The sequence below is a fragment of the Gilliamella sp. M0320 genome (assembly GCF_016101635.1).
Taxonomy (GTDB): Bacteria; Pseudomonadota; Gammaproteobacteria; order Enterobacterales; family Orbaceae; genus Gilliamella; species Gilliamella apis.
On the sequence record NZ_JACFQD010000002.1, the window covers coordinates 370,089 to 395,872 of the forward strand.

Annotated in this window: 24 protein-coding genes; 11 read left to right on the forward strand and 13 right to left on the reverse strand. The window is 35.1% G+C overall.

Features of this window, described 5'->3' with window-relative positions:
• Positions 1-833: 833 nt before the first annotated feature.
• Positions 834-2,225 (reverse strand): hypothetical protein, encoded by a 1,392-nt coding sequence (locus H3T83_RS04315; protein ID WP_198215196.1) that lies wholly within the window; start codon positions 2,223-2,225, stop codon positions 834-836.
• Positions 2,226-3,710: 1,485 nt separating this feature from the next.
• On the opposite strand from H3T83_RS04315, the gene H3T83_RS04320 reads away from it, so the two are divergent.
• On the forward strand, positions 3,711-4,115 hold the full coding sequence (locus H3T83_RS04320; protein WP_198215197.1) for a GFA family protein: 405 nt from the start codon (positions 3,711-3,713) through the stop codon (positions 4,113-4,115).
• A gap of 87 nt (positions 4,116-4,202) precedes the next feature.
• On the opposite strand, the gene H3T83_RS04325 is transcribed toward H3T83_RS04320, so the two are convergent.
• The 6 genes from H3T83_RS04325 to nlpD all read right to left on the reverse strand — a co-directional run bounded on the left by H3T83_RS04325 (position 4,203) and on the right by nlpD (position 9,337).
• The gene (locus tag H3T83_RS04325) at positions 4,203-4,652 is read right to left on the reverse strand and encodes a pyridoxamine 5'-phosphate oxidase family protein (protein WP_198215198.1); all 450 of its coding nucleotides are present in this window, start codon (positions 4,650-4,652) and stop codon (positions 4,203-4,205) included.
• A gap of 11 nt (positions 4,653-4,663) precedes the next feature.
• Complete coding sequence (locus tag H3T83_RS04330; protein ID WP_034902204.1) at positions 4,664-5,257, reverse strand: UbiX family flavin prenyltransferase; 594 nt, start codon at positions 5,255-5,257, stop codon at positions 4,664-4,666.
• A gap of 167 nt (positions 5,258-5,424) precedes the next feature.
• Positions 5,425-6,633, reverse strand: a complete 1,209-nt coding sequence (locus tag H3T83_RS04335) for an aldose 1-epimerase family protein (RefSeq protein ID WP_065651002.1) — start codon at positions 6,631-6,633, stop codon at positions 5,425-5,427.
• A gap of 95 nt (positions 6,634-6,728) precedes the next feature.
• The gene (locus tag H3T83_RS04340; protein ID WP_034902208.1) at positions 6,729-7,307 is read right to left on the reverse strand and encodes a thymidine kinase; all 579 of its coding nucleotides are present in this window, start codon (positions 7,305-7,307) and stop codon (positions 6,729-6,731) included.
• Between the two features lie 86 nt (positions 7,308-7,393).
• Positions 7,394-8,146, reverse strand: coding sequence for a 2,3-diphosphoglycerate-dependent phosphoglycerate mutase (gpmA, locus tag H3T83_RS04345; protein ID WP_034902210.1), 753 nt, complete (start codon positions 8,144-8,146; stop codon positions 7,394-7,396).
• A 129-nt stretch (positions 8,147-8,275) separates the two neighbouring features.
• Entirely contained in the window at positions 8,276-9,337 is a 1,062-nt protein-coding gene (nlpD, locus tag H3T83_RS04350) for a murein hydrolase activator NlpD (protein WP_198193027.1), read from the reverse strand.
• A 378-nt stretch (positions 9,338-9,715) separates the two neighbouring features.
• On the opposite strand from nlpD, the gene rsmI reads away from it, so the two are divergent.
• From rsmI to moeA, 3 genes are all read left to right on the forward strand, one after another.
• Complete coding sequence (rsmI, locus tag H3T83_RS04355) at positions 9,716-10,543, forward strand: 16S rRNA (cytidine(1402)-2'-O)-methyltransferase (RefSeq protein WP_198215199.1); 828 nt, start codon at positions 9,716-9,718, stop codon at positions 10,541-10,543.
• 180 nt (positions 10,544-10,723) lie between these two features.
• Positions 10,724-11,815 (forward strand): redox-regulated ATPase YchF, encoded by a 1,092-nt coding sequence (gene ychF / locus H3T83_RS04360; RefSeq protein WP_034902214.1) that lies wholly within the window; start codon positions 10,724-10,726, stop codon positions 11,813-11,815.
• Between the two features lie 122 nt (positions 11,816-11,937).
• A complete protein-coding gene (gene moeA, locus H3T83_RS04365) occupies positions 11,938-13,176 on the forward strand; it encodes a molybdopterin molybdotransferase MoeA (RefSeq protein ID WP_198215200.1) in 1,239 nt (412 codons plus the stop codon).
• Here the strand turns inward: moeA and H3T83_RS04370 are convergent.
• The 4 genes from H3T83_RS04370 to folB are packed head-to-tail and all read right to left on the reverse strand — an operon-like array spanning position 13,168 to position 15,245.
• Positions 13,168-13,596, reverse strand: coding sequence for an EamA family transporter (locus H3T83_RS04370; protein WP_065614206.1), 429 nt, complete (start codon positions 13,594-13,596; stop codon positions 13,168-13,170). The two genes, moeA and H3T83_RS04370, sit on opposite strands and share 9 nt — an antisense overlap.
• A gap of 5 nt (positions 13,597-13,601) precedes the next feature.
• Entirely contained in the window at positions 13,602-13,808 is a 207-nt protein-coding gene (locus tag H3T83_RS04375; RefSeq protein WP_034902220.1) for a hypothetical protein, read from the reverse strand.
• Positions 13,809-13,857: 49 nt separating this feature from the next.
• A complete protein-coding gene (locus H3T83_RS04380; protein ID WP_198215201.1) occupies positions 13,858-14,856 on the reverse strand; it encodes an MBL fold metallo-hydrolase in 999 nt (332 codons plus the stop codon).
• A gap of 20 nt (positions 14,857-14,876) precedes the next feature.
• Positions 14,877-15,245, reverse strand: a complete 369-nt coding sequence (gene folB / locus H3T83_RS04385) for a dihydroneopterin aldolase (RefSeq protein ID WP_198215202.1) — start codon at positions 15,243-15,245, stop codon at positions 14,877-14,879.
• Positions 15,246-15,343: 98 nt separating this feature from the next.
• On the opposite strand from folB, the gene rsmE reads away from it, so the two are divergent.
• The 7 genes from rsmE (at position 15,344) to nifJ (ending at position 23,643) form a co-directional block, all read left to right on the forward strand.
• The gene (gene rsmE / locus H3T83_RS04390) at positions 15,344-16,069 is read left to right on the forward strand and encodes a 16S rRNA (uracil(1498)-N(3))-methyltransferase (RefSeq protein ID WP_198215203.1); all 726 of its coding nucleotides are present in this window, start codon (positions 15,344-15,346) and stop codon (positions 16,067-16,069) included.
• Positions 16,070-16,264: 195 nt separating this feature from the next.
• Entirely contained in the window at positions 16,265-17,221 is a 957-nt protein-coding gene (gene gshB, locus H3T83_RS04395; protein ID WP_198215204.1) for a glutathione synthase, read from the forward strand.
• Between the two features lie 2 nt (positions 17,222-17,223).
• Positions 17,224-17,679: a GNAT family N-acetyltransferase gene (locus H3T83_RS04400; RefSeq protein ID WP_065578960.1), complete on the forward strand. Its 456-nt coding sequence runs from the start codon at positions 17,224-17,226 to the stop codon at positions 17,677-17,679.
• Positions 17,680-17,700: 21 nt separating this feature from the next.
• On the forward strand, positions 17,701-18,258 hold the full coding sequence (locus tag H3T83_RS04405; protein ID WP_065651008.1) for a YqgE/AlgH family protein: 558 nt from the start codon (positions 17,701-17,703) through the stop codon (positions 18,256-18,258).
• A gap of 3 nt (positions 18,259-18,261) precedes the next feature.
• Positions 18,262-18,681, forward strand: coding sequence for a Holliday junction resolvase RuvX (gene ruvX / locus H3T83_RS04410; RefSeq protein WP_034902234.1), 420 nt, complete (start codon positions 18,262-18,264; stop codon positions 18,679-18,681).
• A 92-nt stretch (positions 18,682-18,773) separates the two neighbouring features.
• Complete coding sequence (gene purM, locus H3T83_RS04415; protein WP_086354266.1) at positions 18,774-19,811, forward strand: phosphoribosylformylglycinamidine cyclo-ligase; 1,038 nt, start codon at positions 18,774-18,776, stop codon at positions 19,809-19,811.
• 289 nt (positions 19,812-20,100) lie between these two features.
• A complete protein-coding gene (nifJ, locus tag H3T83_RS04420; RefSeq protein ID WP_198215205.1) occupies positions 20,101-23,643 on the forward strand; it encodes a pyruvate:ferredoxin (flavodoxin) oxidoreductase in 3,543 nt (1,180 codons plus the stop codon).
• Positions 23,644-23,940: 297 nt separating this feature from the next.
• Here the strand turns inward: nifJ and H3T83_RS04425 are convergent, their stop codons facing one another.
• Positions 23,941-24,477 carry a C40 family peptidase gene (locus tag H3T83_RS04425; protein ID WP_081298901.1) on the reverse strand — a complete coding sequence of 179 codons (537 nt, stop codon included), beginning with the start codon at positions 24,475-24,477 and terminating at the stop codon, positions 23,941-23,943.
• Positions 24,425-25,783 carry a DUF3482 domain-containing protein gene (locus H3T83_RS04430; protein ID WP_198215206.1) on the reverse strand — a complete coding sequence of 453 codons (1,359 nt, stop codon included), beginning with the start codon at positions 25,781-25,783 and terminating at the stop codon, positions 24,425-24,427. The genes H3T83_RS04425 and H3T83_RS04430 overlap by 53 nt, the downstream gene beginning before the upstream one ends.
• Position 25,784 lies beyond the last annotated feature (1 nt).

Here is a 25,784-nt window from a genome sequence, read left to right on the forward strand (position 1 = left end):
GAAAAAACCATGCAACTTTTTTTGATGGTTTAATTGTTAACTTTTGTAAAGAAGAACACTGATAGCTCGAAAACAGCATTGGTTATTTGTTGTTTATTAGAAATAATAGACCCTTTATCCCCCTCTTAAAAAAATCACCATTTTAACCTACTCAATAAGCAGTGTATTTCTAAACTACCTACACGGTAGTGAACTTAAAATTTGGATTGTTGTTAATTTCTTGTTTTTTCTAAACTACCTACACGGTAGTGAACTAGAATCCAATATACTATAAATGCAGTTGGTAAAAAGGCAAAGCGCAATTTTACTATTAAAAACCCTTTTTTAAGCGGTTTTTCAACATATTGATTTTTAAAAATTTTATTTTAAGTCAAAAAAAAGGGTTAGCAATAAGTAGGAATTTAATTTTCAAAAACCCCTTTCCTCAAAATTTTGGGTTGTTTGAGTTTCGGACGTTTGCAGTTTTGTGGTTATTTCTATGCGGTGATTACGTCCGAGTTAAGAGGGTTGGCGCGAACCCTCTTTACAATCTCCCGCGGCGACCACGCAAGTGGTCACTGCGTGACTGCCTTCCGCCTTCGTTCGCTTTTAACGCTCCTTGCCAAACATCCCTGTTTGCCATGCTAACCTCACTCAGTTGTCAGCACATTGCGGATGTCGCTAAATTAAATACACCAAACTTATTTGCCAAAATAAACGTTTATTATTGGAACTAGTTGATGTTATAACTAATGTTAGCGATTTAGTTGATTAATTTATTATCTAAAGTAGATATAAAATAATTCCTAATACTAAATAACATCTTTTTTAATAGATTTTTACTTATAGATAATTTATAGCCAATCAATCCAATCAGGAGTAAAACATAATGTCGGATATCCTCTAGTATCACCTATTTCTGCGGATATATTTCCATCTAAAGGACGGACAATATTATAAACCCAATCTGTAACACTTTGTTGTTTTACACGTTTTCCTGTCCAATAATATGTATTTGGATTAATATTTAAACCATAATCCACTAAATTACCCCATTCACTAAATAATCCTCCACCAATATGACGCCAATAACGACCTCCATCAGAGAAAGAGTTTTTATTAGGAAAATCTAAACCTGTAATATTGTATACAAAATTATCATAAGTAAAGGTTCCTGATGCAGAAGTAAGATCTACTGGATCAGGCAATCGGTATTCATCAGCATTTACATCTTCAGTTCTACCCGGTACTCCATCTAATGCTAAACACCAATTTGTATGTTCTCGACTATTATATGAAATTATATTTTTATCACGCACAACAAACCATTTTTGTAGAACAAACCCATATTTAGCAACAATATCACCTTTGCTATTCATTCCAGATAAAGTAAATTTGGCTGGTAATATTGATGGTTTCTTTGCTATAGCTCCATCATTATTAGATGTTGGTATAGGACCAGTTATAGTTACTAATACACGATTTGTTCCTTCACTTTTCATCGTCGCAGTAATATCACCAACTTTTACTGTAGGCCATGTCAGTACTTCTTTTGCTCCATCGATCAATAGATAAAAATAGAGGCTATCACCTGCTAAAGTTGGAAAATTTTGAGCGTAATCTCGACCAAGAGCAGATTGAACTAAAAACCCTTTATTCGAATCCCAAATATTTGTTGGTCCCGAAAATATACCAGTATTATTAGCCATACTTCCTGGCATTGCATTGCATATAGATGGTTGTTCATCATGTGGATATATAATATATTTTGCTATTCCGCTACCATATATTTTTGATGATGGATCCCCATATTTAGTACTCAATTGTGCATTATCTGCTTTTAAAGTTAATGTATAAGGGCCAAAACAATGAGTAGGTAATTCGTTCAAATCCCCCAATATTAGATTATTCTTACTGTCTTTCCATTGTCCTATAATATTACCATTCAAAATGAAATCATTATCTCCATCATCATCTGCAATTAAGCTATTATCAATTATGTTGAATGAGTAATTGTTGTTATCTGGTACTACTATTGATTTTACACTTGCAAATGTATCTCCTGGCTTTGATAAAGATATATTTGTTACGGAAACTAAATCACCATCAGGATTTTTTTGGTACATATTTCCAGCTTCATCGCTTATATAAACAGTATTCCCTACTTTAATACTTAATAATTCAGAGATATCTTTTATGCGAGTATTATTATATTCAATATATGGTAATGACCCTTTAATTGTCAAAGATGTATGAGTAGATAAACTATATGCAAACTGAGAAAAGCTAGTTATAAATAATGAAATAACTATCTTTAATAATAAATTATCAAAAATAAAACTAGATTTTTTAGATCTTTTCGATGACGAGACATCATAAAAAACTGTCGTTTTCAGATCGTTACTATCTGAAAAAACATTTACAACATGAAATTTATGTCGAATTGAACACAACTTTGATTTATTTGTTTTCGGAATAACTTTACATTGATTAACGTTAGAGGTTCGTTTTAATATTTTTTGAAAAAATAAACGATAAAGAGATACTAAACTTTGGTAGTTGAAATAAGCTGATTTTAAATTATAGGTTTGGCAGATTTGGTGTTTGGTGTTTGGTGTTTTACATTATAATGCATGGCGACAATCCTGTCAAGTAATTATCTGTTTTATTTGGCTTTTTTAGTACCGTTCGACTAAATATCCATCGATTATTATATTTAACATATAATGAAAGTATAGTGACGAGAAAAATCTAAGCAACTTTTTTTAAAAGTTAAATTGTTAATTTTTGTAAAGTTTAATGTAATATTATGTCTTAATTACGCCCTTAAAACCAATTTCGAAGAAACTTTAGGGGGATTTTTAGGCTTTAAAAACCCCGTTCCTCAAAATTTTTTTGGTTCTTTATTTTTTGGATTGTTTGAGTTTCGGACGTTTTGTTGTTTGGTGGCTAGTTTCTATACGGTGATTACGTCCGAGTTAAGAGGGTTGGCGCGAACCCTCTTTACAATCTCCCGCGGCGACCACGCAAGTGGTCACTGCGTGACTGCCTTCCGCCTTCGTTCGCTGTTAACGCTCCTTGCCAAACATACCTGTTTGCCATGCTAACCTCACTCAGTTGTCAGCACATTGCGAATGTCGCTAAATAAGAAGCACTAAACTAATTTATAAAAATAAACGTTTATTATCAGTAATAGCTGATGTTATAACTAGCGTTAGCGATTTATTGGATGGATTTTAGGCTTTAAAAACCCCGTTCCTCAATTTTTTTGGTTGTTTGAGTTTCGGAGGTTTGCTGTTTTGTGGTTGTTTCTATACGGTGATTACGTCCGAGTTAAGAGGGTTGGCGCGAACCCTCTTTACAATCTCCCGCGGCGACCACGCAAGTGGTCACGATGTGACTGCCTTCCGCCTTCGTTCGCTTTTAACGCTCCTTGCCAAACATCCCTGTTTGCCATGCTAACCTCACTCAGTTGTCAGCACATTGCGAATGTCGCTAAATTAAATACACCAAACTTATTTGCCAAAATAAACGTTTATTATTGGCACTAGTTGATGTTATAACTAACGTTAGCGATTTATTGGATGGATTTTGGCTTTAAAAACCCCTTTCCTCAATCTTTTTGTGCTTTTGTTGAATTATGCTGATCATTTAGCTATCTATAGCTTATTTTAAATTTGCATGTAAAATGTGGTAATAATACGACTATAAATAATACAAGGAAATTAATTATGATGACAGGTAACTGTTTATGTGGCGAAATTGTCTATCAGCTAAATAGTGATATTAAAGCGATTGTCTTTTGTCACTGTTCACGTTGTCGCAAACAAACTGGTTCAGCGTTTAATTCTGCCACACTCATTAACAAGGAAGATTTAACATTTGTCAAAGGGGAAGAAAATATAAAAGTTTTTTCTAACTTAGGCGTCAACCGTCATTTTTGTAGTAATTGTGGTTCCCATCTATTTTCTAGTCGCGATAATGATAATAGTACTTACCGATTACGTATTGGATTGATTAATGAGCCAATTAATGCTGAAAAACGTATACACATTTATACTGGTTCAAAAGCCAATTGGGATACAATTTGCGGTGGAGATACTGAATATGAGGAAAATATACCACCTAAACTGTGATCATTCAGTTTCAATTTAAGCTATTAGTGGGTTTTAGTTTGTGATTAGATAATGATTATGCTAAAACCTAACATTCCATTTATCAAATTAATGATCTTTCAGTTTTGCGTCTCGTTGCCAATAGCTTTTATGTGCAAAACCAAGTAGATTATTGGTCATCTTAATTTCTTGCAATCGTAGTGACCAAATCGGCGCTTTCATGACTCTTGCAAAAGGAAAGGCGGAATAATAAAGCTTATAAGCATTGCTAGCTTTATTATCAATGAGTTGTTCAGCTATAGCGCTAAATTGAATACCTTGAATTTTGGTTATCGATTTTGGATTAATACTTATAGTACCGGCAACATTTGGATTGTGTAGCATTGCTTGTGCATGTTTGGTTTTTAATTCTGATAAGAAATATATACACCAGTTCTCTTTATCAAATACATAGAATGCATTACATGCCCATGGCTGGTTATTAGCTAATATCGCACATAAATTTACTACATGTTGTTGCTGGATAAATTGCGCGATCTTAGACTCGCTTTTTTTCATGATATTACTGTTTATTCAGGTTTTTGATTAAGATGCATATCTTCACCCCAGCGAGGTAAACAAGGTACATTAATATCAAACAGATCAAGCGCTCTAGCAACACTATGGGTAATAATATCATCCACACTTTCAATGTGTTGATATAACGCAGGAACTGGCGGAAAAATAATTCCTCCCATTAAAGTCACCGCTTCCATATTTTTAATATGACCTAAATGTAATGGCGCTTCTCGCGTCATTAAAACTAATCGACGTCGCTCTTTCAATACCACATCTGCCGCTCGAGTAAGTAAATTATCTGATAAACTATTTGCTATAGCTGAAAGTGTTCGCATTGAACATGGTGCAACTAACATTCCCATGGTTTTAAATGAGCCACTCGCAATTGCAGCGCCAATATTATCGATGGCATATACAACATCTGCTAACGATTGCAATTGAGTTAATTGTGATTGCGAATGTTCATAATGACCGGTGATTTTTGCCGCTTTTGATACCACTAAATGAGTTTGAATATCCATTGGTTTTAATAGTTCTAAAGCTTTAATTCCATAAGCAAAGCCTGTAGCACCACTTATGCCAATTACTATCCTTTTCGCAGCCATATTTATTCCTGTTATTTAATTGAATCTAAACGCTTGTTGATTAGTGTAGCTTAAAATAACATAGTCTAGATAACAATATTATAAATCGATGGGATGGTTAAAATATCTTTTCAGATAGAGAGAAGTGAATACCGCTAACCAAAATGTTAGCGGTATTTATGAATGACTTACTCTTTTGCCATAGGTTCTTCAACAACTTTGGTTTTTTGACTTCCTTGGATGGCTTTTATTTTAGCATCATAGTTTGCTACGTCTTCTTTGTTTGACAATAGGCTATAAGTTAAAACAAATTCTGTGCTTTTTCCGGCTTCTAATTTACGTACGCGTTTTTGTTCACGTTCAATTGTAACTGGATAAGCAAAACTTGTTCCTGGTTCAATACCAGTCACATAACCTTGTTTAACTGTATCAGTATTTTTCCATAGTGTTAGCACAGGTAATTGTTGAGTATTAAAAGCAATCCCAACCCCTTTATCACTTGCATTGTTGGTCAACATAACTTGAGTTTGATTATTTGCATCTGAATAAGGGAAAATGTTATACACCATTTCATCAAAGTCTTTAGTTGGTCCTAGATAAGTTTGCCAATTTTTCAGACCTGTTGCAGCGTATTCATTGAAAGGTGAGATTTCTTTAACTGGAGCAACAAATTTAGCTCCTTCTTCTAAAATTGGCGTACCAAAATTACTGTGATAAATAATTTGATAATCACGATCATAATCGCTCAAATTAGTTAGGATGTCATGTACGGTAAATTCTTTGCTACCAGGAACATGTTGGATGGCAACCCAAGTTTCAAAATTGCTCTTTTTGAAAGTATTTTCTTTAATTAGCCCTTTGATAGTAATCGTATAAGGAGCTTGATCTTCAACTTCAACATATAATTTCGATACAGGAGTATTTTGAGCACGACCATGAAGTGTATACATCATACCATCAGCTTGTACAGCGTGACCGGTCCATTCAAAGCCACAGCGAACCATCATTTCGTTAAAGCCATCTAGCCAACCAAGACCACCACGGCTTTCTAAATTCATATATTTAGGATTAACAACCTCTTTAACTGGTGAATCCCAACCTAAACGAATCCCATCTCCTTCAACTTTTACGATACCTAAACCACGTGTTGGACTTAAGCTAATCGTTAAGCCTTCACTTTTAACAGTTAATAGTTCAGAACCTTCTTGCTTACCACCTTTGAGAATTAGATTTTGAACAGTAAAAGGAGGTGCATCAGGACTAACATCTTTGTTTGTAATATACCAATTGCCTTTTTGAAGGCTTTTTTCATCATCAGTGACTAAAAAATCTTTTGCACTGGCGGAATATGAAACTAAGCCGAGTAAAATAGCTAATGATGTATGTTTAATTTTCATGAGTTTAATTCCTTATAATAATTTATATTTTTGCACATCATAATATGAGTATTATTTTCCGATAGTATAATATCTATAAAAATGCACAAGTAAATTTAATGATTTGGTCTTACTTGTCCTGCTTTCCAGTGTTTTCGACAAACAGAATGATACTCACTGTCACCAAGATGTATAGAATTTCCAAATTTGACTATTTGCCCATTTTCACCTTCTAAAAGGATCATGGTAGCTTTTTTACCACACCAACAAACAGTTTTAAGTTCCCTATAATTGTCAGCAATTTCTAATAAGGTTTTCGAACCTTCAAATAAATGCCCCATATAGTCTGTTTTTAATCCAAAAAACATCATAGGAACACCATATTCATCACAAACATCAGATAATTTCCAGATGGTATTAGATGATAAAAACTGACTTTCATCAATTAAAATACATGCGTAATTATTTTGTTTGATATGCTCAATTATGCCATCCACTGTGTTATCGTCAAGTTGTAATGCTTTTTTACGTAAGCCAAGTCGAGATACGATCTCAACAGCAGAATCTCGTGTATCGACCGAAGATTTAAGTAATAGTGTTTGCATATTATTACTTAAGTAATTATGGTCGATTTGCAGTAATTCGGTAGATTTTCCAGCGTTCATTACGCCATAAATATAATAAATTTTTGACAAAATCAGCGTCTCAAAAAGTTAAATATTTATTTCCTATATTAGGAAATAAAGGTAAGTTGTTTAACTTACCTTTTGATTGATTAATACTATTTTGCTTTACCTTGGTTAGCTACCGCTGCTTGTTTAGCGGCGATTTCATCAGCATTACCTAAGTAATAGTGTTTAACAACTTTCATGTTGTCATCGAATTCATAAACTAATGGTACACCAGTTGGGATGTTTAGATCGATAATATCATCATCACTGATGTTATCTAAATGTTTAACTAGCGCACGAAGTGAGTTACCGTGAGCTGCGATAATTACACGTTCACCTTTAGCAACACGTGGAGCAATAGTTGATTCCCAATAAGGAAGTACACGTTTAATCGTTAAAGCTAAGCTTTCAGTTAAAGGTAATTCTGATTCAGGTAATTTGCTATAACGTGAATCATGACCAGGGAAACGCTCATCTGATTTTTCAAGTGCTGGAGGAGTAATTGCAAAACCACGACGCCATAATTTAACTTGCTCATCACCATATTTAGCAGCAGTTTCAGCTTTATTTAGACCTTGTAGCGCACCATAATGACGTTCATTTAATTTCCAGCTTTTTTCAACCGGTAACCATGCTTGATCAACTGCATCTAAAACGTGCCATAATGTGTGAATTGCACGTTTTAAAACAGAAGTATATGCATAATCAAATTCGAAACCTTCTTGTTTTAGTAATTGACCTGCTTCTGCAGCTTCTTTATTACCTTTGTCAGATAAATCAACATCAGTCCAACCACAAAAACGGTTTTCTTGATTCCACACGCTTTCTCCGTGACGAATAAGAACTAATTTTTTTACTGCCATGAATATAACTCCTTAGTTACGTAAAATAAAATGGTTAAATCAATTTGGTTTGCACTAAAACACATGATTAATTAGTGTGTTATTACTTATTAATTGGTTATAAGCCTCTGTATCATTTTAAAATACTGATTAATTTGTTGATAAGTATTTTAATGGATCGACTGATTGTGCTTTATAACGAATTTCAAAATGTAATCTTACTGATGAAGTTCCTGTTGCTCCCATCGTTGCAATTTGTTCACCAGCACGAACATTTTGTTGTTCTTTAACTAAAATAGTTTGGTTATGTGCATACGCGGTTAAATAGTCATCGTTATGTTTTATAATAATTAAATTACCATAGCCCGGTAAGGCATTCCCTGAATAAACCACTCGACCGTTAGCAGCGGCAACGACTTTGGTACCTAAAGTACCTGAAATATCAATCCCTTTGCTAGCATTAGAAAATTTTTCAATGATTTTACCTTGTGCAGGCCATTGCCATACAATATTAGCTACGTTAGATGTGGTTGGTAACTTGGTTGGCTCTGTGGCTGTGGTATCAACAGGTTCAGTTACCGTTTCTGTAGTTTGAATCGTATTGGTTGGTTTATCTTTACCCGAGGTTGTGGTTGTAGTTGTTGTAACTGTGGTTACAACTGGTTTAGTTTTGGTTGTGGTATTAGTCGCTGAACCATAATTACCAGCTGCAACAACTTGCGCTGTAGAAGTGGTTTTTTTAGTTTCAACCACCGTTGTACCACCACTGACATCTAACACTTGACCAACATTTACCGCGAATGGTTCTTTAATGTTATTTTTAGCAGCCAAGGCACGATAATCATTACCCGTTACCCACGCAATATAAAAAAGTGTATCACCTCGTTTAACAGTATAGGTATCGCCTTGATAACCACCTTTAGGAATATCATTGTAGTTACGATTATAAACAATGCGCTCATTAGAGGTAACCACACTTTGACTATCTCTATTGCTATTGGATGTTACTGTCGAGTGAGATGCTGGTGTTGATGATGAATAAATTTGTGACGAAGAACGTGAACCAGTAGAAATATTTGTCGGTGGTTTTGAATATACCGACGAGCTAGAACGACTGGAAGAGTCAGAAATATCTTCAATTTCAGCTGGATTAGTTTGTGTACATGCGGAGATCATCAAACTTAAACAACTTAATGTGAGAATTTTTTTCACAATAACACCTTTCATTAATTTATATTATATTATTTTGTTATGCACATTTTATCGTTTTTACAACAAAAAGCTATTATATTAATTACTTGTAAAGTAAATCAATAAAATCACTGGTAAAAATGTACAATTCTTGAGTAAAAGCTATAAATTCATCTCATTTGATGGCTAATTATTCGCGGAATATACAAATAATTATCGTATTCTAACTAACCGCTTATACGACCGAATAAATATCATTCGCACAAAAACGCATTTCAGCCATATTTTTGGCCGATAATGATTAATACTAATTTCATGATAATGAGTATATACAATAAAACAAGGTTTGGTATAGTATATTTAATGCCTTACTACAAAATTTACAGTGATCAAAATAGAATGACTTTATATATTGTTGCAACACCCATTGGCAATTTAGATGATATTACACTAAGAGCCATTAATACACTTAAAAGTGTTGATCTTATTGCGGCTGAAGATACTAGACACAGTGGACTACTATTACAACATTTAGGTATTAAAGCTAAACTTTTTGCTTTACACGATCACAATGAACAAGAAAAAGCACACGTTTTGATCGAAAAATTAAAATCCGGGTTATCAATTGCATTAATATCAGATGCAGGAACACCGTTAATTAATGATCCTGGTTATCACTTAGTCAAAGCGTGTCGAGAAAATAATATTAATGTCGTTCCCATCCCTGGTGCATGTGCGGCTATTGCCGCATTATCAGTAGCGGGATTACCTTCAGACAAATTCTGTTATGAGGGTTTTTTACCGGCAAAAACCAAAGCACGCCAAGATCATTTGTCTACTTTATGCGAAGAGAGTCGAACAATGATTTTTTATGAATCTACCCATCGACTTTTAGATACCTTAAAAGATATGCAGACGGTTTGGGGTAGCGATAAACATATTGTTTTAGCCAAAGAACTCACTAAAACATGGGAAACCATTGTCAGCTATCCGGTAAATGAGTTAATTCGCTGGTTACAAGAAGATAGTACTCGTCAAAAAGGCGAATTTGTTCTAATCGTTGAAGGACATAGCAAAACTGATAATGCTATTGATGCCAAAGTAATGACTACCTTAAAATTATTAGTTAAAGAGTTACCATTAAAAAAAGCAGCAGCAATTACTGCAGAGATGTATGGACTGAAGAAAAACCAATTGTATCAAATCGGCTTATCATTGGAAAATTAGTCAAAAAGTCAATTAATAGTTAATTATAAAGATAGGAATAACAAATTTTCAGTTCCAAAACTTAACACGCTAGTTTTGTTGAATATTTTAGAACAGTATCAACATTAGCATAATTAGCCTAATTTAGTATATAATTGCCCCCTATTTTTAAGATTTTTATAACACAAGGTAATAAACAGTATGGGATTTAAATGTGGTATTGTCGGACTACCAAATGTAGGCAAATCAACGCTTTTTAATGCACTAACCAAAGCTGGAATAGAGGCTGCTAACTTTCCGTTTTGTACGATTGAACCAAACACAGGTGTAGTGCCAATGCCTGATCCGCGTTTAGATCAACTTGCGGAAATTGTTAAACCACAACGTACCTTACCAACCACAATGGAATTTGTTGATATTGCGGGGCTAGTTAAAGGTGCATCTAAAGGTGAAGGACTAGGTAATCAATTTTTAGCCAATATTCGTGAAACAGAAGCGATTGGCCACGTTGTTCGTTGTTTCGAAAATGAAAATATTGTGCACGTTGCAGGTAAAATCGATCCAGCTGAAGATATTGAAATCATTAATACTGAACTTGCGTTAGCTGATCTTGAGGCTTGTGAAAGAGCCATTACCCGTTTACAAAAACGTGCTAAAGGTGGCGATAAAGACGCCAAGTACGAACTGGAAATCTTAGATAAGTGTTTACCTCATCTTGAACAAGGTAAGAAACTATTACTACTCGATTTTAGTAAAGAAGAATTAGATGCAATTAAATATCTAAGCTTTTTAACCCTAAAACCAACAATGTATATTGCTAATGTTAATGAAGATGGTTTTGAAAACAATCCATATTTAGAAAAAGTGAAAGCCATTGCTGAGCAAGAAAAAGCTGTCGTTGTACCTGTCTGTGCCGCAATTGAAGCTGAACTTGCGGAACTCGATGACGCTGATCGCGATGAATTTATGCAAGACCTTGGTTTAACTGAACCTGGCCTAAATAGAGTAATTCGTGCCGGTTATAGTTTACTTAATCTGCAAACTTATTTTACTGCTGGTGTTAAAGAAGTTCGGGCATGGACAATTTCTGTTGGAGATACTGCGCCGCAAGCTGCCGGTAAAATTCATACCGATTTTGAAAAAGGCTTTATTCGAGCACAAACCATTGCTTTTGATGACTTCATTAAATATGGTGGTGAACAAGGTGCTAAAGAAGCAGGCAAAATGCGCTCTGAAGGGAAAGATTATATCGTGCAAGATGGCGATATTATGAATTTCTTATTTAATGTTTAATCTTTGTTGATGCCGTGTATTGCGGCATCATTATCATATATTTATATAACTCAATAGATTATCTGCTCTCAATTAACTACTTGTCTAACACCACGGAAAATCGATTATAAGGAGCTTCATTTATGTTATTAACCTTTGCACAAGCCAAAAAAAATATATTTGAAGTAGCAACAGAAGTAGCAACAAATAATCATAAACCGTTAATGGAAAAAGTTGCATTATTTGATGGCTTAGATCGAATCACTGCTGAACCGGTTATTTCTCCAATTAATGTACCTAGCTTTAATAATTCGGCGATGGATGGTTATGCGCTAAGATTATCTGATATCAATCAATCGAAGTTATTACCGTTAGCTGGAGTAATTTATGCAGGTGACGATATTTCATCACTAAATTGGCCTAAAGGTAGTTGCTTACGAATTATGACTGGTGCACCGGTTCCTAACGAAGCTAGTGCTGTTGTGATGCAAGAAGAGACAGAACAAACTGAATCAGGAATTAAATTTTTACAGCAAATAAAACCAGCTAGTAATATTCGTTATATAGGTGAAGATGCTAAACAAGGTGCGGTTATTGTCAAAAAAGGCACTCGGTTAACTATTCCGACTTTATCAAGTTTAGCAACACTTGGGATTGCAGAGTTAACTGTCTATCAAAAGTTAAAAGTTGCAATATTTTCCACCGGTAATGAATTAACTGAAATTGGTAGCCGATTAGCAAATAATAGTGCTATTTATGATAGTAACCGATTCACCCTCAAATTATTATTGAGCAAATTAAACTGTGAAATAATTGATTTAGGGATAATTGTCGATGATCCGAGCAAAATTAAGCAAACACTCGAAATCGCATCTAAACAGGCTGATTTAGTGATTAGTAGTGGTGGTGTTTCAGTCGGGGATGCTGATTATACTAAAATGGCACTAGCAGAACTGGGTAAAGTTAACTTCTGGAAAATTGCCATAAAACCCGGAAAACCGTTTGCCTTTGGCAATATAGGTAATGCGTTATTTTGCGGATTGCCGGGTAATCCAGTTTCATCTCTTGTCACTTTTTATCAATTAGTTCAACCATTAATTTTAGCCCTTTCTGGACAAAATTTAACCGAAGCTGAGTTATCATTTAAAGTAAAAACAGCAACAAATCTGAAAAAAAGTATCGGTAGATTGGATTTTCAACGTGGTGTATTGCAAATTTCAACTAATGGTGAGTTGGAGGTTGTTTCAACTGGGCAACAAGGCTCCCATCTCACACAATCGTTTAATCATGCTAACTGCTTTATCTTGCTTGAAAAAGATAGAGGCAATGTAACTAAAGGTGAATGGGTAACTGTTGAACCGTTTAATACACTATTAAAATAGTGCAACTAATACCGCCCCAGCAGCTATCATGGCAACGCCTATAGCCGAAAGAAATGAAATTTTTTCGCCAAATATAATAGTTGCAAAAATTACCGCAAAAACGACACTAAGTTTATCAATTGGGGCGACTTGTGATACTTTACCTTCTTTTATTGCCATAAAGTAAAATAGCCACGATAATGCGCCAGCTACGCCACTCAATGCAATAATAAGTAATGCTTTTTTATCATTAAAAAAAGTATTGATTAAATTCAGTTTTCCTTGAACAACAACTACACCAACTAGAAAAATAGCCATAACTATAGCTCTAATTGCTGTCGCAGTATTAGCGTCAAGATGTTGTAAACCTATTTTACCGAGGATTGCCACACAAGCTGCAGTAATCGCCGATAATAATGCATAAATAAGCCAAGCACTCATATAAGTTAATACCTATCAATTTGAAATAAATATTGTTGATTATTAGAATTTTTTTGACATTGCTCTGATTTATTCATTACTCCACGGCAATCTTCAAGAACTCCATGAGCTTTTGACCAATGATATTGTTTACCTTCATCATTTTTACCGCCACAAGCAGTTAAAGCTAAACTAAACGTTAGACAAGTTAATGCAATAATTACTGATTTCATCATATTTCCCTCGCAAATATCAAAATGTGGTTTAAATTATTATTGTTAATTATTTTAGTTCATTATTAAGCTGATTGATAGCTAAGCTATCACCTATTTTTAATATATGAAAAGATCTATCTCCCTTTAATGAGTTTAATAATGTTGGTGGCTCATCTAATGGTTCATCTGCCAATTCAAAAGCTCCCCAATGAATTGCAATTGCTGACTGACAGTTTAATTCATCATAAAGTTGTAAAGCTTGTTGTGGATCTATATGCTGCGATTGCATAAACCAACGAGGTGCATAAGCACCAATCGGTATCAAAGCAAGATCTATCTGCTTAAATTTATCAGCTATTTTCTTTAAGCTTGCACAATAACCGGTATCCCCCATAAAGTAGACCGTTTTAGTTGATAATGGTTTATCAATATCTGTCTGCATAACCCATCCACACCATAATGCTTTATTCACATCAAACGCTCCCCGATTACTCCAATGCTTTGCCGGTGTAGCAGTAAAGGTAATTCCATTAACATTAGTTGACTGCCACCAATCTAACTCAATGACTTGCTTGGCCCCCCATTTTAATAATTTGTTTTTAAGTCCTAAGGGAACCAGAATAGTAAGTTGCGGATACCGCATGATAAGTTGGCGGATACTATTAAAATCAAGATGATCATAATGGCTATGAGAGATTACCACCACATTAATTGGAGGTAATTTATCAATGGTAATTGCTGGTTTTGTTCGTCGTTTTGGCCCAATAAATTGCACCGGCGATACCCGGTTAGAAAAAACTGGATCGGTTAATATCCATTGTTCATCAAGCTTTATCAAGGTAGTAGAATGTCCGATCCACCAAACTCTATCACCGCTTAAGCTAATATCAATTGAGCTAAGCCAATTTTGGATGAATGCTTGATATCCGCCTTGCGGCGGTAACACTTTACGTTGCAGTCGCCAACGCAAAGCATCAGTTAATTTAATTGAAAAAGGTTCAGTATTATCAAAACCTTTCTTTTTATGATGTGACTGATCACATATTATTTTGTTCGCTTTACTCATTAAGGGATATCTAATTGTAGTTATTTGGCTCTGCGTTCTATTAATACCGCAACGTTACCAGCATTAGCAATAGCATCAGGTTTTGACACTTTTATTTTTAACCATTGTACCGAGAATTTCTCAATGACTAACATTGCAACACGTTCGGCTACCGTTTCGATAAGATCAAATTTGTTAGCTTCAATAAATGAAGTTATCGATTGGCAAACCACAAAATAGTCTAAACAAAATTTCACATCATCACTTTGTCCGGCAGGTTGATTATCCCATGCCATTTCGAGATCAAGAACTAACTTTTGTTTAATCGTTTTTTCCCAATCATAAACACCGATTGTGGTATAAACCGTTAGTGATTCAATGAATACTCTATCTTTAATTGATAAGGTCATATTCTATTCCAGATATAGATATTGTTTAAAATAGAGATTACCGAATCTTAATAAATTACGCTATAATTTATTGCAAATAATAGTAAATAATAGTTTATATGACGCGAATTTTTCAGCCTTACACAATTAATCAAAATAGTTTGATCACTTTAGATGATAATGCTTTCAATCACCTTATTCGAGTATTAAGAATGAAAACCGGGGAATCAATTACGCTTTTTGATGGTTCCAACCAAATTACGCCTGCCGTTATACATGAAGTTAATAAAAAAACCGTTATTGTAAAAACAGCAAACAGTGTATTAGATAATCGAGAATCACCATTAAACATTCATTTAGGACAAGTGATTTCTCGTGGCGATAAGATGGAATTTACTATTCAAAAATCGGTCGAATTAGGTGTTAATACCATTACCCCCCTACTTTCAGAACGTTGTGGCGTCAAACTCGATCAAGAAAGGCTTGAAAAGAAAGTTCAACAATGGCAAAAAATTGTTATTTCGGCTTGTGAACAGTGTGGACGAAATATCATCCCAAGCATCAATCCAGTAATGAAATTAGAAACTTGGTGTGCAAATTTAACCGATAGTTTAAAACTTAACTTACACCCTAAAGCCGAACAAGGAATAAACCAATTACCGTGTGATAATAACAATATTAGTTTATTAATTGGACCGGAAGGTGGTCTATCTAATGAAGAAATTAGCATGACTCATCAATATCAGTTTACTGATATTTTGCTCGGACCGAGAGTATTACGGACTGAAACAGCGGCGTTAACTGTAATAACAGCCCTTCAAGTTCGTTTTGGTGATTTAGGTTAGTCACAAGAAATAAATAAGTTAACAAATGATTGCTTTGCTTATTAATCGGTAACGAGTATGATAGTTGAAAATTCGATTATTATTGCTAATACCTCTTTCTACCTTGGTTTTATCTAAATTATTAAATAGGTAGAGCAGCAGCAAATCATCAACACCGAATTCAGTAAAATCAAATATAATCAGTAAGGAGTTACCATGATCAAACTTGGTATTGTTATGGACCCCATTAGCCATATCAAATTAAAAAAAGATACCAGTTTTGCGATGCTACTTGAAGCACAAAAACGCGGCTATCAACTTTATTATATGGAGATGAATGATCTGTTTTTACGCAATGGAGAAGCTAGTGCCACAACACGTACAGTAACAGTTCATAACAATAGTGAACATTGGTTTGATTTTGGAGACGAACAGACTATAGCATTAAGTGAACTTGATGTAATATTAATGCGCAAAGATCCACCTTTTGATACTGAATTTATCTATGCAACCTATATATTAGAGCGTGCGGAAGAGAAAGGCGTATTGGTAGTAAATAAACCTCAAAGTCTACGCGACTGTAACGAAAAATTATTTACGGCTTGGTTTGCTGACTTTACACCTGAAACCTTAGTTACTCGTCAAACATCACAAATCAAAGCTTTTCATCAACAATATCATGACATCATTTTAAAACCACTAGATGGCATGGGTGGTTCATCAATTTTTCGCGTGAAACAAGATGATCCTAATGTTTCGGTGATTATAGAGACACTTACTGAACATAATACCCGTTATTGCATGGCGCAAACATTTATTCCCGCAATCAAAGATGGCGATAAACGGGTTTTAGTTGTCGACGGTGTCCCCGTGCCTTACTGCTTAGCACGAATTCCACAACAAGGGGAAACACGAGGAAACTTAGCCGCTGGTGGACATGGTGAAGTCAGACCATTAAGTGATAGTGATTGGCAAATCGCTAACAGTATCGGCCCTGTTTTGCAACAAAAAGGACTACTATTTGTAGGACTTGATATTATTGGTGACAAACTAACCGAAATTAACGTTACCAGTCCGACTTGCGTTCGAGAAATTGAAGCAGCTAACCCAGATTTATCAATCACAGGTTTATTAATGGATGCGATTGAATCAAGATTAAATATAAAGAGTTAAAAATGATTAGAGAATATCAAGCAAAAGATTTAGATGCCATAATGACAATTTGGCTGCAAGGTAATGAACAAGCACATAATTTTATCGATCCTGAGTTTTTTAAACAAAACTTTGACTTAGTGAAGATGTTGATCCCAATGTCAACAATATATGTTCAAGATATCAACGGCGTTGTTGTTGGTTTTATTGGCTTAACGGAAAATTATATCTCAGGTTTATATGTTGAAAAGAATTTTCGTCATCAAGGTACCGGATCAGCATTAGTTGAAAAAGCCAAACAGCGTCACAACGAATTAATGGTACATGTTTACAAACAAAATAGTGATGCAATTAACTTTTATTTATCACAAAATTTTGCAATTGTTGGTGAATCAATTAATGAAGAAACCAATCATCCTGAAATATTAATGCGCTGTAATGTTGAACATAAAGTCAAAATTGGTAAATGTGCATTATAAATTTAACGACAATGTGAGCATATGAATTTAAAAAATCATTTTATTATAGCCATGCCAACTGTTAATGACTCAATTTTTAGTCGTTCAGTAGTATATATTTGTGAACATAATCGTGATGGAGCAATGGGGATTATTATTAATAAACCCATTATAGATCTTAACATAGAAACAGTATTATCCCGTTTAGAAATAACCGCCTCAAAAAGCTGTGCTGAACTTGAACACCTTGTGTTTTGTGGCGGCCCGCTTGCTGAAGAGCAAGGATTTATTCTCCATACACCTCATCAAGGGTTTGCTTCAAGTATTCAAATCTCTGATGATATCATGGTTACCACATCTCTTGATGCATTAAAGTCTATTGGTACACCAGAACAACCAAGAGATCTTTTCTTAGCATTAGGTTATTCAAGTTGGCAATCATTACAACTTGAAAGTGAAGTAGCAAAAAATGATTGGTTAGTTACCGATGTTGATCCTGCAATTATCTTCGAGGTAGCTATTGAAGATCGTTGGCAGAAAGCGGCTGAATCATTGGGCATTAATATTAAAACAATTTCACATCAAATGGGCACCGCTTAAGTTATGGCTACCATCATTGCATTTGATTTTGGTACAGCGAGCATCGGCGCAGCTATCGGTCAAGATATAACTAAGACCGCAAATTCACTTTGTTCATTCAAAGCTCGAGATGGCATTCCTAATTGGCAGTCAATAGAGAAAGTACTCAATGAATGGCAACCTGATTATTTAGTGGTAGGATTACCACTAAATATGGATGGTACAGAACAACCATTAACCGCAAGAGCCCGCAAATTTGCTAACCGTTTGCATGGCATGTTTGGCTATCAAGTTCATTTACAAGATGAACGTTTATCAACCGTTGAGGCAAAATCACATATTTTTGCTTCACGTGGTTACCGAGCCCTTGAAAAAGGTCATGTCGATGCAACTTCGGCAATTATTATTTTAGAAAGTTGGTTCGAAAATTGTGAATCTAGATAATCAAAAGATTATTTTAACAATAATTAGTCGCCAATAAATTTCATCCTTGCTAAAATAACAAGCAATTTTTTCTATTGAAAGGACTGCTCCCCGTGTCAAATAATAAATCTCTTAGCTATAAAGATGCTGGTGTTGATATCGATGCTGGCAATGAATTGGTTGATCGTATTAAATCTGTCGTTAAAGAGACCAAACGTCCTGAAGTTATGGGTGGACTTGGTGGTTTTGGTGCATTATGTGCAATTCCACAAAAATATAAACAACCTATTTTAGTTTCAGGTACTGATGGTGTTGGCACAAAATTGCGCCTTGCAATGGATTTAAATCGTCATGAATCAATTGGTATTGATTTGGTTGCTATGTGCGTTAATGATTTGATTGTTCAAGGAGCTGAGCCTTTATTTTTCCTCGACTATTATGCTACTGGCAAATTAAATGTTGATGTTGCAGCGACAGTTGTTACGGGTATTGCGGAAGGCTGTAAACAATCCGGATGTGCATTAGTTGGTGGTGAAACCGCAGAAATGCCAGGTATGTATCATGGTGATGATTATGACTTAGCAGGTTTTTGTGTTGGTGTAGTTGAAAAATCAGAAATGATTGATGGTAGTAAAGTACAAGATGGTGATGCTTTAATTGCCCTTGCATCAAGCGGTGCACATTCAAATGGTTATTCACTAGTACGTAAAATTATTGAAGTTAGTGGTGTTAATCCAGCAACAGAACAATTAGACGGAAAACCATTAGCAGATCATTTACTTGCGCCAACTAAGATTTATGTAAAATCAGTGCTTGATTTGATTTCGAAAATCGATGTTCATGCTATTGCACACATTACTGGCGGTGGTTTTTGGGAAAACATTCCACGAGTTTTACCTGATAACACTCAAGCTGTTATTGATGAATCTAGTTGGCAATGGCCTGCCATCTTTAATTGGTTGCAACAAGCAGGCAATGTAAGCCGTCATGAAATGTACCGTACTTTCAATTGTGGAGTAGGTTTAATCATCGCTTTACCAAAACAGTTAGCTGAACAAGCCATTAATTTACTTAACCAGCATGGTGAAAAAGCTTGGTTACTTGGCGAAATAAAACACTCTTCATCAACTGAACGAGTTGTTATTCAGTAATATATACGATATCAATTTTTGTCTAGTAATAGTAACTAATCAGTCAATATTACTGGACAAAAATTATCGATATAAAAATCATCAAAATAATTCCTTTTAGTATCAATCTGCAATATCTGCCTTATGTTTTAATATGCTAATCCCCTACCTTTTTTATTTTTACTAAAAACGTATAGTTAGGCAAAAATTTAACTCAAAAATAACTAAAAGCTATCTTAGTTTCTGGTACAATATGTAAAATTATTATAACTAAGTAATGTCATAATACTCTAAGATACAAGGTTTTTTAATGATCATATCAGATGCTAACAGTGCGGTGTCATCTGTCGCATATCGTGCAAACGAAGTCATTGCTATTTATCCAATAACGCCAAGTTCATCTATGGCTGAACAAGCTAGCTCGTGGGCGGAGTTCAACAAACCCAATGTTTTTGGTGATACACCGAAAGTTGTTGAAATGCAATCGGAAGCGGGAGCAATATCAACGGTGCACGGTGCATTAATGACTGGGGCATTAGCAACATCATTTACTTCATCGCAAGGTCTGTTATTAATGATTCCTTCGCTATATAAAATAGCTGGGGAATTAACACCATTTGTATTACATGTTGCCGCCCGTACTGTTGCAACTCATGCCTTGTCTATTTTTGGTGATCATTCTGATGTTATGTCTGTCAGGCAAACTGGTTTTGCGATGTTGTGTTCTAGCTCGGTACAAGAAGCCCAAGATTTAGCCTTAATTTCGCAAATAGCGACACTCAATAGTAGAGTACCATTTATTCATTTTTTTGATGGTTTTAGAACTTCACACGAAGTAAATAAAATTTATCCAATCAGTGATGAACAGATTCGTAATTTGCTTCCCAATCAAGCTATTGATGCTTTTCGTCGCCGTGCCTTAACACCAGATAATCCAGTTATTCGTGGTACATCAGCTAATCCTGATACCTACTTCCAATGCCGTGAAGCAGTTAATCCATATTATGAGAATACTTTCAATCATGTTGCAGATGCTATGCAAGCCTTTGAAAAAGAGACCGGTAGAAAGTATCAACCTTTCGAATATTATGGCGCAAAAGATGCTGAGCGTATCATTGTCATTATGGGATCAGGCGTCAGTACAACGAAGGAAGTTGTCGATCATCTGATTAAAAATGACGAAAAAGTTGGCGTCGTTATCGTAAGATTATTCCGACCATTTTCAGCGACTCATCTACTTGACGTTATTCCGCAAACTGTGAAAAAAATCGCCGTGCTAGATCGTACCAAAGAGCCCGGCGCACAAGCTGAACCTCTTTACCTAGATGTAATGACAGCCTTTGCAGAGAGTTTTTCGCGTGGCGAACGTGACCATTTACCACAAATTATTGGTGGTCGTTATGGTTTATCATCCAAAGAATTCGATCCTCGCTGTGTATTAGCGATATTTAACGAATTAACAACAGAGAAACCTAAACCTCGCTTTACAGTAGGTATTTATGACGATATAACCGGCTTGTCACTACCATTACCAGAAAAATCCATCCCACAAAAATCAGCACTTGAAGCACTATTTTATGGTTTAGGCAGTGATGGTACGGTTTCAGCGACCAAAAATAATATCAAAATCATTGGTGATAGTTCACCATTTTATGTACAGGGTTATTTTGTTTACGATTCAAAAAAGGCCGGTGGTTTAACCACTTCTCATCTTCGAGTTAATCTTGAACCAATAGATTCACCGTATTTGATAACCAGTGCCCATTTTATCGGTTGTCATCAAGATCAGTTTATCGACAAATATCAAATAGTTGAAAGATTAAAAGATGATGGTATTTTCTTACTAAATACACCTTATAGTAAGGATGAAGTTTGGCATAGATTACCTAAAGAAGTGCAAATTCAACTAATTAAGAAAAGAGCACATTTTTATATAATTAATGCAGCTAAAATTGCTCGAGAATGTAATTTAGGGGCAAGAATTAATACGGTCATGCAAGCCGCATTCTTTCATTTATCAGAAATATTTAAAAATGATTTTAGCATTTCACAACTAAAAGAAGTTATTGCCAAAAGTTACAGCAGTAAAGGACAAGATATTGTTGAAAATAACTGGAAAGCACTTGATTTAGCCATTGCATCTCTTGAGCAAATTCCATTAAGTTGCGTGGATGAAAGTAGTCCATCACGTCCGCCAGTTGTGCCAAGCAATGCCCCTGATTTTGTTAAAATGGTCACTGCAACTATGTTAGCTGGCTTAGGTGATAGTTTACCTGTTTCAGCTTTTCCTCCCGATGGAACATGGCCGGTTGGCACCACCAAATGGGAAAAACGTAATATTGCTGAAGAAATACCCATCTGGCAACCTGAACTTTGTACTCAATGTAACCATTGTGTGGTTGCTTGTCCGCATGCAGCCATTCGAGCAAAAGTTGTTGAACCAGATGATATGCTCAATGCACCTGAGTCACTAAGCTCACTTGAAGTAAAAGCTCGTGATATGAAAGGTCAACGTTATGTTTTACAAGTTGCGCCCGAAGATTGTACCGGATGTAATTTATGTGTTGAAGTTTGTCCTTCACGTGACCGTAATAACTTTGATATCAAAGCCATTAATATGCGTTCACGAATTGACAATCTAGAAACTCAGCGTGCTAACTATGATTATTTCACCGACCTTCCTGATCGGGAAATCAAAACACTAGAACGAATTGATGTACGTACATCACAACTATTAACACCGTTATTTGAATATTCTGGTGCTTGTGCTGGTTGTGGTGAAACACCATACATCAAACTACTAACCCAATTATATGGTGATCATCTCGCTATTGCTAATGCAACTGGTTGCTCGTCAATTTATGGTGGTAATTTACCATCATCCCCATATACAACCGATCGCAATGGCCGTGGACCGGCTTGGGCAAATTCATTATTTGAAGATAATGCCGAATTTGCACTTGGTTATCGTATTACTTATGATCAACATAAAAAACGAGCATTACGTTTGCTTGAACATGTTGCCGGTGAAGTTTCACCAGAAATTGTTATCAATTTACAATCACCAGATTTATCTATTGATGAAAAACGAACTCAAGTTAATTTATTACGTCAACAATTAGCGCATTTAACTTCAGCTGAAGCTAAAGAGTTAATGCAAAATGCTAATTATTTGATTGATAAATCAGTATGGGCTATTGGTGGTGATGGTTGGGCTTATGATATTGGCTTTGGTGGACTCGATCATGTAATGAGTTTAACCGAAAACGTTAACATCTTAGTGCTTGATACCCAATGCTACTCTAATACTGGCGGACAACAATCGAAAGCAACACCAATGGGTGCAGTTTCCAAATTTGCTGATTTAGGTAAACATAAAGCTCGTAAAGATCTTGGGGTCAGTGTAATGATGTATGGTCACGTTTATGTCGCCCAAGTTGCTTTAGGATCGCAATTGAACCAAACACTTAAAGCATTGCAAGAAGCTGAAGCTTATAATGGCCCTTCTCTGGTTATTGCTTATAGCCCTTGTGAAGAACATGGTTACGATTTATCTAAATCTCATGAACAGATGAAAGATTTAGTTAAATCAGGTTTCTGGCCATTATATCGTTATGATCCGCGTCGTATGCAAGAAGGAAAACCAGGTTTAGTGTTAGACTCTAAAGCACCAAACAGTGAATCATTAACGGAAGTTTTACTTAAAGAACAACGTTTCCGTCGTTTAGAAACACTCGAACCAGTTATTGCCAATACTTTACATGCGCAATCAACTAAAATGGTAAATTCTAAATATAAATTCTTGCAAATGCTGGCAACCTATTCTGATATTGAAACGCCAGCAGATAGTTAATCACAAAATAACTATCAGGCAAAAATAGCCTTAGTTATGCGGTATTAAGATCATTTTTAGTATATTCATTAATATTAGCAATGATCTTAAATATGGACATAATGTGGTGCAAACTCGAACGAAATTTCAATCCAGCTACCAACTGGTGTCATATATCGCTAGGAACACCTGGAAAAATGTTATATGTAGCCAATGTATTGTATGGTTTAAGGGAAAAATCACTGATATAAAATTGAAACAACTAAGGAAGGAATGCTAAAGACTCACTGTATAGATCATATCAGTGAGTCTAAAATTTTACTTAACTTTGGTATCGATAACCCGACGAGTCATCCAATAATGTTTTTTCCAATAATCTTCTTTCAAATTAGAGAAAATAACACCTTTTGATGTTGAAGCGTGTAGGAACTTACCATCTGCATAGTAGATACCAACATGTAAACCGCTACGACTACGACCGGTTTTAAAGAATACTAAATCACCCGCTTTAGGAGTAGTAACTTTATAGCCTAATTTAGCTTGTTCTACAGTACTTCTTGGCAAAGTTTTTGATAATCTATTTTTGTAGAAATTCATAACTAAACCAGAACAATCACTACCAGCTAAGGTTGTACCACCATAACGATATGGTGTTTTTTTCCATTTTTTATAATGTTGATCGATTTTTGCCAAAATAACTGGATCTGATTTATTTACCGCTACTTGGCCTTGACTACTACTACAACCAAACAAGACAAACAGAGAAAAAATAATCGAAATTACTAAACATCGTTTTTTAACACTACCGCAATTGTTGCGCAACTTGGTTAATAACCGACTGCCTTTTTTTATCATTTCTTTTTGTTCCTTTATTTAAAGTCGACCAATGCGAATAACGTCTTGCTACCTTTAGACTTTTAGGTAACACACCTTTTTGCCACTCATTTTTATCTAGCTTAGATAATCTAATCGGGCTGGTGTTCGCATGGCTGCGATAATTTAAACTCTCTTTAAGTTGAACTAATCGTAAAGAAAGAAAACAAATAATCACATCATCAACACTTAATTTACTATATCCAGAAAGCTGATAACGCATTCTAGAACCGTAATGCTTTGCAGTTTGCATCAAACTACCCACCGCCGCGCCAATTAACGCAGCTGAACCAAAGGATAATCCACCAGTAGCTAAATCAATACTTGCTCCGATAGTTGCACCAGATACAAATCCTTTAGTCAAATGTAAACCCATCAATTTCAACGCATCTAAATTAAACAAATCAGCGTTATATCTACCTTTGATTAATGGTAGATTTTCTTCACTCTCTTGAGTTGAATCAAATTGATAGAGTTGCAATAAATCATTTATTACTTTTTGTTCACGTAACCTAACTTTATTTTGCATATCAGTTACAGCTTGCTTATCATCTGATTTTGCCATTTTATAAAAAGCAGTCACATCAACCAATGCTTCGGCAATAAGCTTATTTGCTGTATGATTACGTGATTCACGAATCCTCGTAATATTATCTAACCAATTATCCAATATTTTTTTAGCTGATTCAATTAGTAAAGCTAAACTTTTGTATAATTTTTCTTCACCATCTATGGGTGGAAACACAGCGTCGAACCCAATGATAGCATGGATACCTATTATTGAAAGCAATCTTTTCCATTCCTTTTCATTTTGTTCTTTGGTTGAAGTAAAATTAAGGACAGCAAGAATAGGTTTATCACTATTTGCTAAAATGGCCAATTCATCGTGATATTTAGGTAGCACAGGCTCTCGGACATCAATGACATAGATAGCTGCATCACAATTTAACACTTGTCTGATGACTTTTGCTTCTTGATTAAAAAGGTTTTCAGCCTCTGGACTTTGTAAAAAAGTCGTTAATTTATCGATACCATCTAGCTTAGTATTAGCTGGTAGAATTTGTGTTATATAATCATAAAGCGCCAAACTATCTTCAAAACCCGGAGTATCATAAAAAGTAATGTCGGTATTATTAGCCAAAGACAATTTAATCGATTCAACGTGTCTTGTTGTGCCCGGTTTATCAGAAACATCACCAAAATGACTATTGTGCGACAATGCTCGCAAAAGCGAAGTTTTGCCAAAATTTGCATGGCCAACTATTGCTAATTTCAATGAAGTAATCATA